Source organism: Flavobacterium sp. C4GT6, from assembly GCF_036347315.1.
GTDB lineage: Bacteria > Bacteroidota > Bacteroidia > Flavobacteriales > Flavobacteriaceae > Flavobacterium.
Window position 1 is genome coordinate 1 of sequence record NZ_JAZGZU010000013.1, and the last position, 18,723, is coordinate 18,723.

At 37.2% G+C, this 18,723-nt stretch carries 17 protein-coding genes; 15 read left to right on the forward strand and 2 right to left on the reverse strand.

Features of this window, described 5'->3' with window-relative positions:
- Nucleotides 1-11: 11 nt before the first annotated feature.
- From V3Z67_RS17465 to V3Z67_RS13900, 10 genes are all read left to right on the forward strand, one after another.
- Nucleotides 12-158, forward strand: coding sequence for a T9SS type A sorting domain-containing protein (locus tag V3Z67_RS17465; RefSeq protein WP_417369314.1), 147 nt, complete (start codon nucleotides 12-14; stop codon nucleotides 156-158).
- A gap of 1,044 nt (nucleotides 159-1,202) precedes the next feature.
- Nucleotides 1,203-1,850 (forward strand): hypothetical protein, encoded by a 648-nt coding sequence (locus tag V3Z67_RS13860; protein WP_330443874.1) that lies wholly within the window; start codon nucleotides 1,203-1,205, stop codon nucleotides 1,848-1,850.
- A gap of 56 nt (nucleotides 1,851-1,906) precedes the next feature.
- Nucleotides 1,907-2,548 carry a hypothetical protein gene (locus V3Z67_RS13865; RefSeq protein ID WP_330443875.1) on the forward strand — a complete coding sequence of 214 codons (642 nt, stop codon included), beginning with the start codon at nucleotides 1,907-1,909 and terminating at the stop codon, nucleotides 2,546-2,548.
- A 56-nt stretch (nucleotides 2,549-2,604) separates the two neighbouring features.
- On the forward strand, nucleotides 2,605-3,249 hold the full coding sequence (locus tag V3Z67_RS13870) for a hypothetical protein (protein ID WP_330443876.1): 645 nt from the start codon (nucleotides 2,605-2,607) through the stop codon (nucleotides 3,247-3,249).
- Nucleotides 3,250-3,410: 161 nt separating this feature from the next.
- The gene (locus tag V3Z67_RS13875; protein WP_330443877.1) at nucleotides 3,411-3,992 is read left to right on the forward strand and encodes a hypothetical protein; all 582 of its coding nucleotides are present in this window, start codon (nucleotides 3,411-3,413) and stop codon (nucleotides 3,990-3,992) included.
- 3 nt (nucleotides 3,993-3,995) lie between these two features.
- Nucleotides 3,996-7,793, forward strand: coding sequence for a zinc ribbon domain-containing protein (locus V3Z67_RS13880; protein ID WP_330443878.1), 3,798 nt, complete (start codon nucleotides 3,996-3,998; stop codon nucleotides 7,791-7,793).
- Between the two features lie 4 nt (nucleotides 7,794-7,797).
- Nucleotides 7,798-8,463: a DUF1266 domain-containing protein gene (locus V3Z67_RS13885; protein ID WP_330443879.1), complete on the forward strand. Its 666-nt coding sequence runs from the start codon at nucleotides 7,798-7,800 to the stop codon at nucleotides 8,461-8,463.
- 15 nt (nucleotides 8,464-8,478) lie between these two features.
- Nucleotides 8,479-10,746, forward strand: a complete 2,268-nt coding sequence (locus V3Z67_RS13890; protein WP_330443880.1) for a tetratricopeptide repeat protein — start codon at nucleotides 8,479-8,481, stop codon at nucleotides 10,744-10,746.
- 26 nt (nucleotides 10,747-10,772) lie between these two features.
- Nucleotides 10,773-12,749, forward strand: a complete 1,977-nt coding sequence (locus V3Z67_RS13895) for a tetratricopeptide repeat-containing sensor histidine kinase (RefSeq protein ID WP_330443881.1) — start codon at nucleotides 10,773-10,775, stop codon at nucleotides 12,747-12,749.
- The gene (locus V3Z67_RS13900; protein WP_330443882.1) at nucleotides 12,746-13,384 is read left to right on the forward strand and encodes a response regulator transcription factor; all 639 of its coding nucleotides are present in this window, start codon (nucleotides 12,746-12,748) and stop codon (nucleotides 13,382-13,384) included. Before V3Z67_RS13895 ends, V3Z67_RS13900 begins: the two co-directional genes overlap by 4 nt.
- Here the strand turns inward: V3Z67_RS13900 and V3Z67_RS13905 are convergent.
- Entirely contained in the window at nucleotides 13,381-14,361 is a 981-nt protein-coding gene (locus tag V3Z67_RS13905) for a hypothetical protein (protein ID WP_330443883.1), read from the reverse strand. The genes V3Z67_RS13900 and V3Z67_RS13905 overlap by 4 nt on opposite strands.
- Before the next feature lie 161 nt (nucleotides 14,362-14,522).
- On the opposite strand from V3Z67_RS13905, the gene V3Z67_RS13910 reads away from it, so the two are divergent.
- On the forward strand, nucleotides 14,523-14,918 hold the full coding sequence (locus V3Z67_RS13910; RefSeq protein WP_035132196.1) for a hypothetical protein: 396 nt from the start codon (nucleotides 14,523-14,525) through the stop codon (nucleotides 14,916-14,918).
- Between the two features lie 81 nt (nucleotides 14,919-14,999).
- Here the strand turns inward: V3Z67_RS13910 and V3Z67_RS13915 are convergent, their stop codons facing one another.
- A complete protein-coding gene (locus tag V3Z67_RS13915; protein ID WP_330443884.1) occupies nucleotides 15,000-15,722 on the reverse strand; it encodes a hypothetical protein in 723 nt (240 codons plus the stop codon).
- Between the two features lie 130 nt (nucleotides 15,723-15,852).
- Here V3Z67_RS13915 and V3Z67_RS13920 point away from each other — a divergent pair, with 130 nt between their 5' ends.
- From V3Z67_RS13920 to V3Z67_RS13935, 4 genes are all read left to right on the forward strand, one after another.
- Nucleotides 15,853-16,314: a hypothetical protein gene (locus V3Z67_RS13920; protein ID WP_330443885.1), complete on the forward strand. Its 462-nt coding sequence runs from the start codon at nucleotides 15,853-15,855 to the stop codon at nucleotides 16,312-16,314.
- A 3-nt stretch (nucleotides 16,315-16,317) separates the two neighbouring features.
- Nucleotides 16,318-16,845 carry a hypothetical protein gene (locus V3Z67_RS13925; protein WP_330443886.1) on the forward strand — a complete coding sequence of 176 codons (528 nt, stop codon included), beginning with the start codon at nucleotides 16,318-16,320 and terminating at the stop codon, nucleotides 16,843-16,845.
- Nucleotides 16,846-16,922: 77 nt separating this feature from the next.
- The gene (locus tag V3Z67_RS13930) at nucleotides 16,923-17,825 is read left to right on the forward strand and encodes an alpha/beta hydrolase (RefSeq protein ID WP_330443887.1); all 903 of its coding nucleotides are present in this window, start codon (nucleotides 16,923-16,925) and stop codon (nucleotides 17,823-17,825) included.
- 66 nt (nucleotides 17,826-17,891) lie between these two features.
- On the forward strand, nucleotides 17,892-18,722 hold the full coding sequence (locus tag V3Z67_RS13935; RefSeq protein ID WP_330443888.1) for an ATP cone domain-containing protein: 831 nt from the start codon (nucleotides 17,892-17,894) through the stop codon (nucleotides 18,720-18,722).
- Nucleotide 18,723 lies beyond the last annotated feature (1 nt).

Genomic DNA, 18,723 nt, shown 5'->3' on the forward strand with positions numbered 1-18,723 from the left:
ATGTTTATGATATTAACGGACGACTTGTAAAACAGCAAACGGTAACCACAGGTACAAACAAAGTGGATATCGATGCGTTGGAAGCAGCCCAGTACATATTTAACATTACTACTGATAACGGAAGTGTTTCAAAAAAAGTAATCAAATACAGGCCATAAACCTGAACCGATATAAAATTAAAATCCCCAACCTTTCGGTTGGGGATTTTTTTATTTAGTAAAATCACCGTAATCAGGGATAAACAACTAAAGAGGCTGTTATAGTTTTACCTTATCATTTTGAGATAAAACATAATGCATGAAAAATTCCGGTATAACCACATCTTACTTTTTAAATCACAACAACTTATCTTAAGAAAGTCAAGAAAAATATTTTGTTTGTTCTTCTTTATTTTTAATTAAACCGATAAACACATATGCTAATAGTATTTGTCAGGAACAATATTAAACCAAATAGGCAGACATTATTACGACAAAGTGTCATCAGTCAAAAAGTCACACCAATAATGAAGTTGTCATGAAAAATCATATTAGTAAATAAATCAGTCCTAATGAGTTTTACTGTAAATTACAATAAAAAATACATTATAGTTTTAATTTTTCATTTTGAACACATTGCAAACAGAAACAATAACACATTAAATAACAAAACATTACAAAATTCCATTTATTTAATCAAAGAAAAAATATGAATAATAACAAAACCTGAAAGGAATGTATGATAAATTAAAATTTACATGACTCCCTATTACCTATATTCTTTGATTTAAATGACAGCAACTTTATTGGCATGGATTTTGAATATGCTTAATCACAATATCAGTAATGATATTATGGCTAACTTACATAATGTAATAAAAATACATTAATCTTAGAAATCACATTACCAATGATACATTGAGTAAATGTGAAAAAGAGCTCTTAAATCTCCTTTTAATATTTCCAAAAAATCTATATATCGGCTAATAAAACTTAAATCCTTAAGATACTACAGTCTATAGTACAATTACTGCTAATTTCACTTATACATTAGCCATTTTAACCACTATTAGTAAATTATTTACTATATAATACTTGCAGACCAGTGCCTCCTTTTGGACAAGGAGATTATTCACAAAACAACTTCTACCTACTACAATTGGTATAATCATTCCGCAACAAACCTATATTATCATGAATATTTGACTTTTAACAATATAAAAAATGACATTTCAAAATTTATCCGATGTTATTACATCTATGAAACAATGGGAAAACATTAGAAACAACCCATCCGGTGTAGTTAATTACCTTACCCTTGGAAACCACATTACTTTCATTAAAAACAAAAAAGCTAAGGCCGTACATGTTTATCCCGGTGTTTCTAAAGAGAATAATGAGCTTTACTTCTTCCTTATTGACAAAGAACAGGATATACAGCAAAGCGACGCCGATTTGTTCAACGCCATTACCATATGTAAGGCCGACCTGAAAAACCTTTCAGCACTTAACACTCAGGAAAATACTCCGGGCAACTCTGCCGATGAAATCTCTGAAGCGGAAGCCAGAGTAAGAACACAGGATTGGGACAGAAATTATGCTGACTGGGCTCAAAAACAGATAACACTTACCACAGATGGTATATTCAAAGCCTTTTATATGCCGGCAAACTACATGGCAGAAGGCAGTGAGTACGAATCATTCCTGGCACTTAAACCAAACAGCCAATCCCCTACCCTGTATGATGCTGATATCGTAACTACTTTTACCGATAACGGAAAAACTACCTATTATGATACAGTAAGACCAGTACCTCCTTATGGACAAGGAGATTATTCACAAAACAACTTCTACCTGCTGCAATTGGTATAATCATTCCATAACAAATCTATATTACCATGAATATTTGACTTTTAACAATATAAAAAATGACATTTCAAAATTTATCCGATGTTACTGCAGCTATGAAAGAATGGGAAAACATTAGAAACAACCCATCAGGTGTAGTTAATTACCTTAGCCTTGGAAACCACATTACTTTCATTAAAAACAAAAAAGCTGAGGCCGTACATGTTTATCCCGGTGTTTCTAAAGAGAGTAATGAGCTTTACTTCTTCCTTATTGACAAAGAACAGGATATACAGCAAAGCGACGCCGATTTGTTCAACGCCATTACCATATGTAAGGCCGACCTGAAAAACCTTTCAGCACTTAACACTCAGGAAAATACTCCGGGCAACTCTGCCGATGAAATCTCTGAAGCGGAAGCCAGAGTAAGAACACAGGATTGGGACAGAAATTATGCTGACTGGGCTCAAAAACAGATAACACTTACCACAGATGGTATATTCAAAGCCTTTTATATGCCGGCAAACTACATGGCAGAAGGCAGTGAGTACGAATCATTCCTGGCACTTAAACCAAACAGCCAATCCCCTACCCTGTATGATGCTGATATCGTAACTACTTTTACCGATAGCGGAAAAACTACCTATTATGATACAGCTATGCCAGTACCTCCATTGACACCATGGCCACTAAATAGTTTTTACCTACTACAATTGGTATAATCATTCCATAACAAATCTATATTACCATGAATATTTGACTTTTAACAATATAAAAAATGACATTTCAAAATTTATCCGATGTTACTGCAGCTATGAAAGAATGGGAAAACATTAGAAACAACCCATCAGGTGTAGTTAATTACCTTACCCTTGGAAACCACATTACTTTCATTAAAAACGAAATAGCTGAGGCTGTACATGTTTACCCTGGTATTTCTAAAGATAGTAATGAGCTTTACTTTTTCCTTATTGACAAAGAACAGGATATACAGCAAAGCGACGCTGATTTGTTCAACGCCATTACCATATGTAAGGCCGACCTGAAAAACCTTTCAGCACTTAATACTCAGGAAAATACTCCGGGTAACTCTACCGACGAAATCTCTGAAGCGGAAGCCAGAGTAAGAACACAGGATTGGGACAGAAATTATGCTGACTGGGCAGAGAAACAGATAACACTTACTACAGATGGTATATTCAAAGCCTTTTATATGCCGGCAAACTATATGGCAGAAGGCAGTGAGTACGAATCATTCCTGGCACTTAAACCAAACAGCCAATCCCCTACCCTGGATGATGCTGATATCGTAACTACTTTTACCGATAGCGGAAAAACTACCTATTATGATACAGTTATGCCTATGCCTCCATACACCATAAATAACCCTTCAAGTAGTTTCTATCTTCTTCAATTGTTATAATTTCTAATAATTATTTTATAAGGCCTGATTATTCAGGCCTTTTTTATTATTCTTTAATTAAGACTCTTACACTATCCCTGAATTCAGGGATAAATAAAAGTACTTCGTAATGGTGAAAAAACCATGTAGATTTTAAAATATTTTTATAAAAAAATTCAACCATGGATACTACAAATTCACTACCTAAACTTTTAGAGAATATATTAAAGTCAAAGGGACTTAACAACGACCATTTAACCGCACTTGCCGAAGCCGGTATACAACAAAAAGCCGATTTTGAAATGATTGGCGACACCCAAACACTTATAGACATTACCGGACTTGACGAAGAAACTGCTGATAAAGTTATGCTATGGGCAGTGGGTGCAAAAACACAACAGGAAGTTATCACACAACAAGAGAATGAAACCGCACAACAGCAACCTATAGTAGTAGAAAGTGCCGATGTGGTTAAGTGTGTACACTGTGGCACCAAGCAACCAAAAGATTATAAAACCGGAGACCTATGTTTATCATGTGGTAATCAGGCAGAACCGGTATTAAACTGCCATTGGTGTTTTAGCTCGGGGCCGGGTAAATTCTGTCGTTCCTGCGGTTCGGAGTTTGTACCTTCTGCTGATTTTGAAATAGCACTATTCCTTAAACGCGAAGGCGAGTCTAAAAACGCTATTGTAAAAATGGTGAAAGAAATGACTCCGCAGGAAAAAGAAAACATGTGGGCAAGAATTCGTAAAAACCGATAAATCATGGCCGAAGTCATTTATTGCGAAAGCTGCCATACTAAGCAGCCTAACGACTGGCAACAAGGAGATTTATGTATAGAGTGTGGAAGCTCGGTGCGTGCAGACGTACGCTGTGTTTGGTGTGCCGACCTTACTCCTTCATCAGGTAACTTCTGTAAACATTGTGGTACCGAAGTAATGGAAGATAAATATTTTGGTCCTGCCAGGATATTAAAAAGCCTTGGTGTAAGTCAGTTAGAACTGCCTGCCAAAGTTAAAGAATTGACTGATGTAAAGTTGTCACAGCATCAGCAAACCTACAATAAGCACTACAAGGTTATACAGTTTTCCAAAGAGCAGGCATATATGCTGGAGCCTTATCTGCTGGTAAAGGGTGATTATGCCGTGATGAGGGTGGAAAACGATATGATTTCCCAAATACCATTTCCGGATAATACCCTGAAAACCTTTGACGAGTTGCTTAAAAAGGATATTACAGTTGAAAAACTACTCAAAGATCCATTAAATAATTCGTTATCATCTACCGTGTTCAGATTGGCCGAAATAGCCAACAACCGTGAATATCCTTATAACTTTCATCCCTACTGGTGCAAGCGCGTACTATATGAGGTGGCAGATCCTGAATTTCCCGTTCGTATGGAAATGGCATTATGGCTTTCGCACCCTAACTCGTTTGACCACCGTTTTAGCTGGGAACCTATAAGGACTAATGACTGCACTAAACTTAAAGATAGTAAAACCTCCCTAGATGTATTTCTTGATGTTTTACTACCTGTACTTGATATTGCCTATTTAAAGCCTTATGCAGGGGTAGCGCTTGTCCATTTACTGAACAAACTGGAAATGAGCAATCATGCACAGTATGACTATTTTACCCAAATAGCTAAAGAAGCGCTGGATCACCATGATCCTGATTTGGTTTTAGGAGCTGCCCTGCTGTTTAACGATAAGGAGAAAATTATCCTTGTTTCCAAAATGGATAAACCGGCATGTTATAATGCCTATTCATGGTTACTTACAGACAACTCTGACTCGTATGAAAAGATATTAACCGATTCAAAGTTCAATGAGCATCAGCTAATCGCATTAATTGATTTTGTTAAGCAGGATGATATTAATTTTCAAAACGAACATGGGAAAAACGTTATAGGCGTATATCCTGATGCATTTACACAGGCAGCAAATGCGCTGATAAGGGAATGGGGTAACACAACCCTGTTTGGTAAACTGTTTAGCACCTATAGTGATGATAAAATCAATAGTTATTTAAACTATGCGGCACGCTTCTCTACTCCTACTCAGGAGGAATGGGATACCCTAATACACTTCTGCAAAAACAGAGATGACAGGGAGGGTTTAACCAAAATACTTTCCCATAGGGTAAAGAAAGACATAAACTACACTGAAGCGGCCAAAATGTTTTTTGATGTACCGCAATGCTACAGTGATGGGGAAAAAGGATATGAGTTTATCGCATCATGGTTGCCTGTTGTAGAGTCAGGTTACTACCCTGATACAGAGGATATACAGAAACTGATAAACTTCCTTCGTTTTACCCAAACTTTCCTACAATATAGGGCTTTTGAAAAGGTTTTTGTACAAAGGGTTTTTGAGGTATTCCGTTTGCTTATCGTGTATTCTGAAACGGCTTCGGTTCCGCTTAGTAAATATATAATACATGCCAGCCTTGATATAAGAGACTATATTAATGCCGACTATTTTGGGCACAAGGCCTACCTATACGGATTGTTTAGAGAAACTTATGTGGCAAAATCGCCCGAAGACGGTAATTATTACTCCTACCCTTTCCAGATAGACAAGGATTTTATCCGTAACTTTTTTGACGATGACAATGAAAAACTGGTAAACAGCTTTGTTAACATATTACCGGTAGGTGCCGGTTATGGTAATAATGCTTTTGACCTTATGAGTAACTGGATATTAAAAAATCCGTATGGTTTACCAACCATGGTTATTGAAGGAAACAAGGTAGACTTTACCCTTGGTTATAAAATACTTGATGCCTTTAAGGAGAGTATGAAGTTTATTAAGGAACAGGGTAAGGAAATCCTGAATATGCAGGCAAACGGAAGTTATCCTTTTCTTAACTTATTACACCACAGGCAATGGGATGGTAACGATGTGTTCCTGTTTTATCATAAAACAGATGAGGCTGATAGTATAACTATACAAAAGTGCTATGACAGGTTTGTGGAGTGGCTTACAAGAGATAATTCGGTAAACTTCTATACAGAGGTAATGGAGAAATATGGTAAGCACTGCTTAACATTCAATGACACTAAAAAAATGCCGTTATCGCTGTTAAAGTTGTGGTACAACCAAGCTGACACCAATACCATGCCTACTGAAATTGTAGAGTTTTATAATGAGCAGTTCTCTATTTTACTACGTGAGGAATATAGAAAGGAACTCCCAATAATGCAGCATAAAGGTATAGGGTACCATATCAGCTTTTATTATGTTACAGAAAAGCTGTTTAAAGGTGAAGAGGAGTTCTCCAAATGGTTTATGAGCCACTATGGTAACGGGCTTAACGATCCGTTAGTGCGATTTGTATTGTTAGGGTTAAACCATGCGCCGCATTCCCTAAAAAATTACATAGCCGAAGAAAGACGTCTACAAATACACCGTGCCCTTATATACCTTGCACATAATGCTTATAAAGCCGATACCTATATACAGGAAACCTATATCAGGATCATTTATAATCTGCTTATACACTTAAACGAAGGCACTGATGATATTGACATTATTGTTGATATATGGGGATTAAAGGATGTTCATTATTCCATAGCTGAAGAGTGCGAAGAATATGCTGAAAAGATATTAATAGGAAATGAAAACGATCCGTTAACCAAAGAGCAGCTACCTAATCTGTATAATTATTTAAGTGACTATTACTATAGTAGTGGTAAAGATGTAAAATGGGTTTCCAGCGTACTTAATATACACCATAACAGGGTTATTGATTACTTTAATAACTGTGAGGAAGACAGCAGCATAGTTCTAACCAAAATCTTTGAGTTATTGGTGCGTTTTATGGACAAGGATAGTTTGTTACCCGAAGGAGAAAGTGTACAGAAAAAGATTTGCAAAGATATTAGTGCCCATATTGCCAAATTAATAGAAGGTATTGATAACGATAAATTCCCTAAACCATTAGTAAAATACTTATATGAATATGTAACATCGGGTAAACTAGATTTCTTCCTTCAGGCGAAAATCGAAAATTATATAGAGAAGTTATATGAGTATCATTTTGATGAGGAAGAAGAAGATGATGAGGACATTTATACTAACACGGTAATAACATCTTCTACTAAGAAAACGGTAAATACTGCCGAAGCTATGGCTGCACAATCCTCATTGGTTGCCGAGCTAAGTACGTTTATGGCTACGTTTACGGTTACAAGGGAAAACATGCAAAAGATAACCCAATATATAAACGGTTATAAAGACAGTGATACCGATAACCCTATGATTATAACACCACTAACCATGAAAATAGAAGAATCCAGAAACTGGCTTGCCGAAAATACCGATGTTGCCATGGAACTGTATCAGGCCATTTATATGGCTATACTGGATATCGATACCGAAATGGGTGCACAATATTCCAATTTTGGGGCAATGTGCCGTATGGTATTCGGGCAGTTGGTTAAAAATACCATGTTCGCCTCTTCTTACCAGCAGGGGCTTGAAGCAATGGCTAACTCGGGTGCATACAGTGAAATTTTCACCGATGGTCTAAAACAGGTAGCAAACGAATTAAAGGGATAATGCAATGAGTACAAGTACAACAGAAATAACCGAAGAAATACAGGAACAGTTAAACCTATCGGCTGTGCTTATGGAAAACTTTCATAAGAACATTAAACACGACTCATGGTTTGGACTGGATCCCGAAAATGAAACCCATAAATATCTAGCTAAAAAACTCCTGAAAACCTATAATATAAAATCGGCAAGAGAGCTTCGCAACAGTGTTTATATTCATGAAGTTATCAGGAAAGCCTCTAACAACTTTCGTGATATAGCCTGCAAACTCAGGATATACAGTGAAGAAGAATATATCAAGCTATTAGAGAATCAAAAATATGTTATTGACCGAAACTATTACAGGATAGTATGGCCGCATCGTTTTTCGTTATATAAAACTTCCCTTGCCGGATATGATTTGGCTATGGCAGTATTCCTGCTTCGTATGGGTGGAGCTTCGGGTTTTATTGATGAAACCGAAATGGAATTAAGGCTTACAGATATTACCACCAGTGTAAAAAAGATTTTTAATAACTGGGATTCGTTTCATGAAAATGTACTTATAGGGCATCAGTTCATGACCGCAAATATGGCTTCGGATATGGCTTTTTTTGCCAACAGCGAACAATCGGTACTGCAAAGCCTCAGATATTTAAAAATCACTAACCCACATTGGTTTACACAATGGTAATTTAAATTCATAACCATGGAGAACACATTAGAAAATTATATAGAAGTGGCTGAATTAGCCTATCGTGAAGGCCGTTGGGAAGAGGTTAATAAAGCTATAAGAGCCGCTCAGGAAATGGTTACCGGTAACGAGGGAAATATTGATGATTTAATAAGAATCCGTTTTTACCGCATAGGTATTATTTACTGGACTATGTATGAAAATGATTTGGACATAGAGTTCATAAAAAAATACAGTGACTTACTGGAAAGACATAACACAATCACCCTACCCGACTATCAGTTAATATGCAGTTTTTACAATGAATGCCCTGAAGAGATTATGCAAAGGGCACTGCTAAAATATCCAGATGATTTAAGCCTGCTTAATGCCTATGCAAAAAAACTACAGGAACTTGGTCAGCATAATAATGCTATTATAATACTGGAGCATTTAACCGAGCTGTATCCGGAAGCTTCATTTGCACAGTTAATGTTAATGCATAGCAGAGAACAGCTGTTAAAAGTAGTAATGGAGCAGTCTGAAAATATAAGTACAGATGAGGATATAGCCAGCAGCTGTTTTGACCTGGCTATTCAAAGTTGTAACATGACTGCTATTGATGAGCTGAAAGAGTATCATATTATAAACCAACAGAATAAAAAGCTTATCCATCTTGATATACAAACGTGTATATACAGGAAAGGGTTTGACAAAGTTTCCAAAAAATGGCAGGAAGGATGGAGAGATAAAGAGCTTGATTTTAACTCTGTTTTGTTACTGGCAAACTACTTTCATGCATACAGTGCTTATGGATTGGTAAAGGAAGTACTGGAAGGCTACTCTTTTACTGATTTAGAACAGATGGAACAAATAAACGAGTTTAATGACCTTGCTGCCTATTGGGAACTTGCCAACATTAATAAGGTTCAAAACCGTATTATGTATAACTTTTTCCTTGCAAATGCATACCATTATACTGGAGAAACCGAAAAAGCGGCACACTACGTAAATGCGGGGTTGGAACTCGATCCAAACAATGCATTTTTAACAGTACTTAAAAGTAATGCACAGCTTACTGTAGATAAAGATCCGGCAGAAGCATACAATACACTTAATGCAGCACATTTACAGGGATTGCCTCCTAAAACCTACTACCAGCAGCTTACTATTTTTTACAGACTGATGGCCGACTGGAACAATGTAATCAAAACAATTAACCAGTATGAGGTTAGAAACGTACCTAACGAGGCTACCATTTTTTATAAAGCCGATGCTTTTGCTCATTTGGGCTACCAGATAAATGCGTTGGAGTGCCTTGAAGATGGTATAAAGTATTTTAGCCATACACCTTATATCATCCCTATGTATCAGTTAAGAATGATGATTTACAAGAGTCAGAAAAAATATAAACTGTTTTTTGAAGATGTAAAACACAAGCTTTCCTACTGTAGTAAAAAAGGCAATGAATACTGGAATACCATTAATCAGTGTGTTGAGATTATATTTATTATCGGCGACTACCGCCGTTGTTATGAATATGCATCTGAAGCGTACAGGAACAACAGGCTGCATCCGCAACCGTTACCTATACTGCAATGGCTTATCGCTTTTGATTATGATGATTACCAGGAAATTCCGGAAGTGCCCGAAGTAACCAATGACAGTGTTATCAACAACCCGCAAACTCCTATGGATTATTTTGGTAATGCATTACGGTTTTGGATAATGGGTTTCAACCTGGCATCGGCACAGGCTTTTGAACAGGCCGGCGATATGGGCTGGGAAACCGTGTATTGTTACAAACGTGCCTTTTGGCGCGCCTGCAGAAGCGAAGGTCACGAGGAATATACATTAGAATTATATGATAAAATAATGGCGTATGACCCAACCCAAAGGGAGTGGCTTATAGATTACCGTTATGCTTATATACTCTACACACTTAAAAAGTATGAACAAGCCATCAAAGCCTATAAAATGCTAATGGAGTACTACCCGAACACCGCATTTGAAGAGGAAAAAGATTATAACCATAATGCAGCTGTGCTTTTGGATTGTGAAAGAAACATAGGTAATATAGAAACTGCAACACGTTATACCAGTATGCGAATGAGCTGGCAAACACCACAAAAAACCGACTGTAAACGCCTGCAGGTAATGGCTGATGAGCACTATCCTGAAGAGTTATTTCTTAGGTATAATCTTTTACGATTAAGTGAGGAAATAGAAACCGGATTATCGCAAAATGAAAAAGAGAGTTTAAAGGATATTAAAAGAAAGTTAAAGTCGGAGTATTTTTCCTAAATCAATTAAATTTGTGACTCTCATATATGCCAAGAATAGCCTGTAAAATATCTGTTTTAATATGCCTTTGCTTACTGATACATAGTAATGCATTGGCACAGGAAACTCCTATAGAAAAAAAAATAGATTCTTTACGGGCTATTTATAAAAGTGAGCTTAACAGCAATCCCGAAAAAGCAAAAAAAGCAGCTCGGGAATGGCTTAAGCTCAGTAAAAAAAGTGATGCTTCGCTAAACGAGGCAAAAGCCTATTATGCCCTTGGTAACCTTGGCTCTATTACCGGCGATTATAATGCTACCATAGTCAACATTAACAAAGCTATTGAGATTTTAAAAAAACTCGATTTTGAACAGGGGCTTCCGGCATGTTACAACATTTTATCATTGGGTTATAAAAACACCGGTAACTATCCAAAGGCTATGGACAACTTTATGCTGTGTATTGACTTTGCTAAAAAATCAGATAACAAACAGCAACAGGCCAATGCCTATCAAAACATAGCAACACTTTACATACTTCAAAAAGATTATAAAAAAGCAAGTGAAAACCTAGACAGGGCTGCTAATTTGTATCGTGCTCTTGGTGATGACGATGGCGTACTTATAACCCTTTTTAATTTTGCCAATATATTGAAGGAACAGGGACGCTATCCCGAAGCTTATAAACACTATCAAACCGTTTTAAAATACAGGGAGCGTGAGGGTAATAAAGCTGCCATAGCTTATGTTAAAATAAACCTGTCGCAGCTTTTGGTAGTACAAAAAAAGTATAAGGAAGCTATTCCTGAACTTAAAAAAACACTTGCCCTACTGGAACAGCTCAACTTCACTTCAGACATGGCTATTGTGCTAAACGATTTGGGCTTATGCGAAATGAAGCTCAACAATACCCAACAGGCCATTAACTACTTTCAAAGGGCACTGGATATAAGTGAGGAGAAATCACTGCTTAGTTATAATGCTAACTTTTATAAAAATCTGGCTCAGTTATATGAAGAGCAGGAAGATTATAAAAATGCATTACTGTACTACCAAAAAGGAATTAGTACCGAGCACGAAATCAATTCGGTTGACAAGGAAAAATATGTAGCCGGACTACAGGAACGTTATGAAACCGAGCTGAAGGAAACCCGAATTGCCCTGTTAGAAAAAGAACAGAAACTAAATGAGGCCGAGCTGCAAAAAGCCGAACTTACCGTAAAGCGCCAAACCGTACTACGTAATGCCTTTGTAGCAGGGTTTATACTGGTACTTATCACCCTTATTATTCTCCGTTATTTTTATGTACTCCGTTTAAGGGTACAAAAACAACTGGTGGTACAAAAGGAAGAGAATGCCAAACAGGAAATCAATCAGCTTATAAAAGACCATAAAATATCGGTTATTGAGCGTTTTCAGGAAGGACAGGATGAAGAACGTGCCCGCCTGGCAAGAGAAATACATGACGGTATAGGCAGTGACCTTGCCGGTATTAAAATTGCTTTTGAGCATTATGCTGGTGATAAAAAAGATAATCCGCAAATAAAGCGTATGCTGCAAAGCATAGACAATGCCTGCCGTGACCTTAGGAGCCTGTCACACCAGTTACACCCACTTCCCTTTTCAAAAATTGGATTTGCAAGCTTTTTACACGACTTTTTAGGGCAGCTAAGCCTACGTTCTGGATTAAAAATAACAGCTTTCTTTTATCCTGAGGAAGAGATTGACAACCTACCGGATGACCTACTTGCCGATGCCTACCGCATTGTCCAGGAATTGGTAAATAACATACTGAAACATGCCAATGCCACCACGGCAGAGGTACAGCTAACCAAACACGAAGACTACCTCAATATTGTTATAAACGACAACGGGACAGGTTTTACCAAAAATAAAAAACAGGGAATAGGGCTACGCAATATAAGCGAGCGTATTGAAAAAGTACACGGTAGTATTGATATAGACAGCTCTGCCAACAGCGGAACCTCAATTACCATTAACATCCCTATAAAAGAACAGACATGAAAACAGTAAATATCATTATAGCAGACGACCACCTTATGTTTTTAGAGGGGCTTCATACCATTTTAAATGAAATGCCACAGGTTAAGGATGTACACCTGGCTACCGAAGGCAAGCAGGTAATGAGGCTGTTAGGTCAGTTTGAAATCGATCTGATTATAACTGATATAAATATGCCTAAAATGGATGGTATTGAACTGCTTACAGAAGCTAAAAAACACAAAGCAGATATAAAAATCATTATGCTTAGTATGCTGGATAACCACCGTACCGTACATAAGGTAATACAAAAGGGAGCCGATGGTTTTGTCCCTAAGTTTACCAGTAAGGAAGAGCTTCAAAAAGCCGTGCGTACTGTTATAGACGGTGAACAGTACTTTTCAGACATCATTAAACAACGCTATATGGAAAGCGTATTTGAGCGAAAAAAATATAAGGACATCGAACTTTCTCAAAGGGAAAAAGAAGTACTTAAACTACTTGCCGATGAGCTTACTTCAAAAGAAGTATCTGAAGCTCTATTCATATCGGTAAATACGGTTGAAACCCATCGCAAAAACATACTGCTTAAAACAGGATCTAAAACCACTACCGGGGCTGTTAAGTTTGCTATTGAATCCGGATTGTTTGAAGATTAATGGTATTCTGCAGGGAGGTTCTTCCCTATCCTATCCAATTCATCCATGTAGGAATCAAAAACAATACGTTTTTCTACAAACTGCTTTTTAATGTCTCCGGTATTTAAGTCATAATACACAAATATAAAAGCAATTACAGGATCCTGCCATCTACCCTTATCACTAGGCACGATACCTTTCTTTTCTAAGAAGTTTACCCATACCCCTTCGGCAAAATCAGTCTGTCTGAGGTAAAAGGCATTCGTAGCGTGCAGTTGCAGGTCAAAATTATTACTGCTAAGGTATTTTGTCATTTCGGGCTTTAATGCCTCTTCTATTTTTGTATAGCTTTTACTTTTTCGCCAAACCCCAAAACGCTGTCCGGTAAACTTATCTGACTCCGAATCAAAGTCTACTTTAAGTGTAAGTCCGTTTACCTCTTCCATATCAAAAACAACCCTATGGGTATTACTTACAAGTAAACTGTCCTTGTACATATTTAGTTGCTGTTCAAAATCATCGGTAATACTTTTAATCTCACTTACCTGTGCCTTATGGTCAAAAATAGCTGTCGTTTCAAAGTAACCAAAGTCAATTTTGCTCAGTCTGTCTTTAAAGTATTCCCTAATATACTCTCTGGCAGTATAATCTGTTTTGGCTTCCTTATATTGTTCGGGGATTGTTTTATGATAAGCTGTTACAGTTTTATCTCCTTCTTCCGTTAGTATTTTCTTTGCATCAAAATAACTTACAAATAGTATTACGGGTCGGGCTTTTTCATACACAACAGCTCTAAACATATTGGGGTTCATATTCCCTTCATTAAAAAAACGCGATAATTCTTCAAACCCCAGTTCCCCCTTAAAATTCTTTTCTAAATATTGAGTTAGGTTTTCGGCTGCCGTTTTTTTACTCACTCCGCCCATAAGGCTTGGTATACACCCCCTGCACACTATCAAAACGGCTATAATTACAAGTATATATATCATTTTTCTCATAGTCTTACTTTACAAAACCAAACTACAGCAAAACATTGAGTGTCTAATCCCTGAATTCAGTGAGTAAAATATTTCCCGTAAAGAGGTCATGTACAGCAGTAACTGAGAAGCTAATTTTGGCAATAGTAAAATATTTGAAAATCAATAAAAAAATAACATTTATGGGATTACAGGAAAAAAAAGCCATTCAGGGCATTAAAGAGCAGTACTTTGATAACTATCAAAACGAGCTTAACGAGATTGTAGGTAAAGAACTTCCTATTGACATTACTTGGGACTCTTTTGATATGGAAGCTATCAAGTTTATACCAAGCGTATGTTTACAACGCACGGTAGATGCTTTTAAAGAACTATGTTCTGACACGGTAGGTAAAGAAGCCGTACAGGAAAGCATAACTAAAATTGTAGTAAACAATATACCTGCCGAAGGTGCTGAGGAAAAGAAAAACCTTAACCTTGACAGTGGCATACTAACAATTGAAGCAAGTTATGGAGGACATCATAGTGGTTATTATACAGATACAACTATAAGAGAATACCTTGAAAACAACCTATAGTAGTAGTTTTTGTTGTTTCTAATCCTTCATAAAAAAAGCTCCTGAAATTCAGGAGCTTTTTAATTTATATCAAGTTTGTTTTTATAAACACTTTTCCATCATTTCCTGTAACATAGTAGCCGATGGTACTGTTTGCCAGTTTCTCTCCATGTTTGCTGTTACCAGCATTTCGTCTCCGTTAAGTGTTACTGTATTCTCTGTGCCAAATTTATAAGCGAGTTTCTTTACACTTTCTGCAAAAGCTTCCCTGCCTAAATTATCGGCACAAATACCGGTTACAGCATTTTTAAGAATACTTAAAAACTCTTTGGCATAGTACTTATCAGTACCAGTAGGCTGTTCGGGTTTGTTCCATTCTATAATTACATCATGCGGAACTTTAAGGGCAATTTTAAAAGCCATTTGAGTATTCTTTATAGCTTCTTTTAATTTAAGCATGGTAGGTACATCGCCCTCTGCCGGTACAAATGGTATTTTCCCGTTTGAGAACAGATAGGCGTACTTGTTTGCCCTGCTTACAGATATTCCGGTAACATTACCATAATCAATATAATTTAGCTCAGACTGGTTATCAAACCAGTTGCCCAAAAGTATAGTCCTATCGTCTTTATTATAATCAATAAAGTAACCGACATACGAGCCCGATGCTCCTGCTGTTATCCTTACCTGAGGAATATCGGGGTTTTCACTATCTCTTTCTTTCTCAACTATCTGTTGTAGTATTTCTATAATTTTTGTCGTTGGCATAGCCGGAAGTTGCAACATTGTTTTAAAGTCCATTTCAATATGTAATTTAGAGTTCATCACAAAATTCAGGCTTTTAAAAACGGCTTCCCTCACGGTATTCGGGGATATATAAACTTCATTGTCACAGTGTACTGTAGTGATAGTGGTTCGGTTTAATTTTGTACTACAGCCCCTAAAAACAGAAACAATGATGAAAAGGATACAACTTACAGCTATAACAATACTGATGCTAAAAGCAGTGAGCTGTAAAACACCCGAGGAGAAAAGTACAGCTACAGGTCAAATAAGCTTCCTTAATTTCACCTTTACCGGATATACTGAAAACGAACTGAACAACATAATGATTTATGAATATGACAGAAAGAAAGTAAAAGATTCCTTTGCTGTGGAAGCTATACCTGCACTGTCACTTGAAACCACAAAATACTGGGGAAACATACACCGTAATATGCCTTTAAACAATAGTTATGAGGTGCGTATTGATAACCAAACAGCATTTAAACTGGACAGCCTTACCATTAAAAAGGCAATTACAGACCCAATGTTACACAGTGAAGAAAGCTGTTTTTTAGAAAGCTATCACATTAATGGTGAATACTTTATAAATAATACCGTAATTTTAGAGAAGGAAAACGATTTAAGATCATAAGCTATGATACACTTAATCAAAACGACCATATTAGCCTTTGCCATGCTGTTTAATCAGGATGTACAGGCACAACAGAATAACGATTGTGTAAGGGGTGCTGCAGAACCTACTCTTACCAACAAATACTTTAGTAATCATAAATTTACCCTGCAAAGTGACGGACTTTCAGCCATAGAAACGGCTGTACTACCTAACGGCAGTATATTAAAGGTATACAACGAAGGCTGTGAATATGTAAACATCACTTTTGAGTTTAAAACCCGACTGATAACTGATTCCATACAGGAAAACTATATAGAAGCCATTCGGTTTATGGAAAGTATTTATCCTTATATAAATGTGCCACTTGATGTGGAAAGCGGTATTCATCTTTTAAAGCATGAAGCCGAACAGGGAGCATCACTATCCTACAATCAGGAAATTCCCTATGGTATTGATGATTTTCCCGAATGTGTTGTACTAAACTATGTAGAAAAAATAAACGATACCGAACAACTGATAAGCCTATCGTTTATACTCGGCCCTCTCTAATGGTCAAATTAACCAATAATATTTTTTGAGATACGGGAGTAAATATTTAATTTCCCATCTCAAATTACACCCATATTATGAAAACCGCATTTATACTACTGGCAGCTGTATTCACAATTAATGTTACTGCCCAGCAGGTTATCCCTTTATACAAAGATTCAATTCCCAACAGTATACCAGGCGAAAACAAAGAAGAGACTAAATACAGTGGCTTCCTGCTTACTCAAAACGTATCAATCCCTACCCTTACGGTATTTAAGCCTCAAAAACAATCTGATAAAAAATCGGCTGTTATTATTTGCCCTGGTGGCGGATATGCCGTGCTTGCTACCGGACACGAAGGTAAAGATGTAGCCGAGGCATTAAATAAAATGGGGATTACGGCATTTATGCTGAAATACCGCCTACCAAACGATACCATTATGAAAGATAGAAAAATAGCCCCGCTACAGGATGCACAGCGTGCTATACAATTGGTTCGTGAAAATGCCGCACAATGGAACATCGACCCTAATAAAATTGGCATAATGGGCTTTTCTGCCGGAGGACACCTTGCCGCCACCGCCTCTACCCAATTTGAAAGAGAAGTTATTGCCAACCCAAAACATACTTCTCTCCGTCCTGACTTTTCTATATTACTATACCCTGTTATCAGTTTTACCGATAGCCTTACACACATGGGTAGCAGGATAAACCTTATTGGGAAAAACCCTTCAAAACAACTGATTGAGCAGTACTCAAACGAATTACAGGTTACGGCCAAAACCCCGCCTGCATTTTTGGTTCATGCTGCCGATGACGGTCTCGTACCTCTAGGTAACAGTATTGCTTATTACGAAGCTTTACTAAAAAACGGAGTGCTGAGTGAAATACTTTTGTATCCGCATGGTGAACACGGTTTCGGAATGATAAACCGCTCCACCGACGACCGATGGATGGACAATCTTAAAAACTGGATGAAATCAGGTAACTTTTTATAATATCAACACAATCCCGTCATAGTAATGACGGGATTTTTTCATTACATTTATAGTAAGATTCTTATTATGAAGGTAGTAAAAAATTCAGGGCATATTGTTGAGTTCAATCAGGATAAGTTAAAGCACTCCCTGTTACGGTCGGGAGCCCAGCCACACAAGGTGGAGTTTATACTGAAAGAGATAAACAAAAACCTGTATGACGGTATAAGTACCAAACAGATTTATAAAATGGCTTTCAGCCTTCTTAAAAAAGAGGCTAACGTGCATGCTGCAAAATACAACCTGCGCAGAGCTATAGAGATGTTAGGCCCCGCCGGATTTTTCTTTGAAAAGTTTATAGCCCGCCTGTATGCCTCCGAAGGTTTTGCTACAACCACAAATATTACCTTACAGGGAAAATGTGTTACCCACGAAATTGACGTGGTTATTAAAAAAGACGATAAAGTTGGGATTATAGAATGTAAGTTTCACGGAAGCCGTGAAGTACGGTCGGATGTCAAAGTGCCTATGTACATCCTCTCCCGCTTTAATGATGTAAAACATAATACCCATACTATTTTCAATTCGGAAGAGTCTATTGATAACTGTACCATAGCTACCAATACGCGTTTTACGGGTGATGCAGTTGCATTTGCATCCTGCTCGGGGTTATCCCTTTTAAGCTGGGATTACCCTGAAGCAAACAATATTAAAACCAAAATAGATAATAACTGCCTGTACCCTATAACCTGCCTTACATCACTCACGGCAGCCGAAAAGGAAAAACTGCTTATACTGAATATACTGCTGGTAAAAGAACTGGTTAACAACACTGAAAGCCTTGAAAAAATAGGACTAAGTGCCAACCGCATGAGAAATGTTATTAAAGAGGCTTCGGGCATTTGTAATTATATGTGAT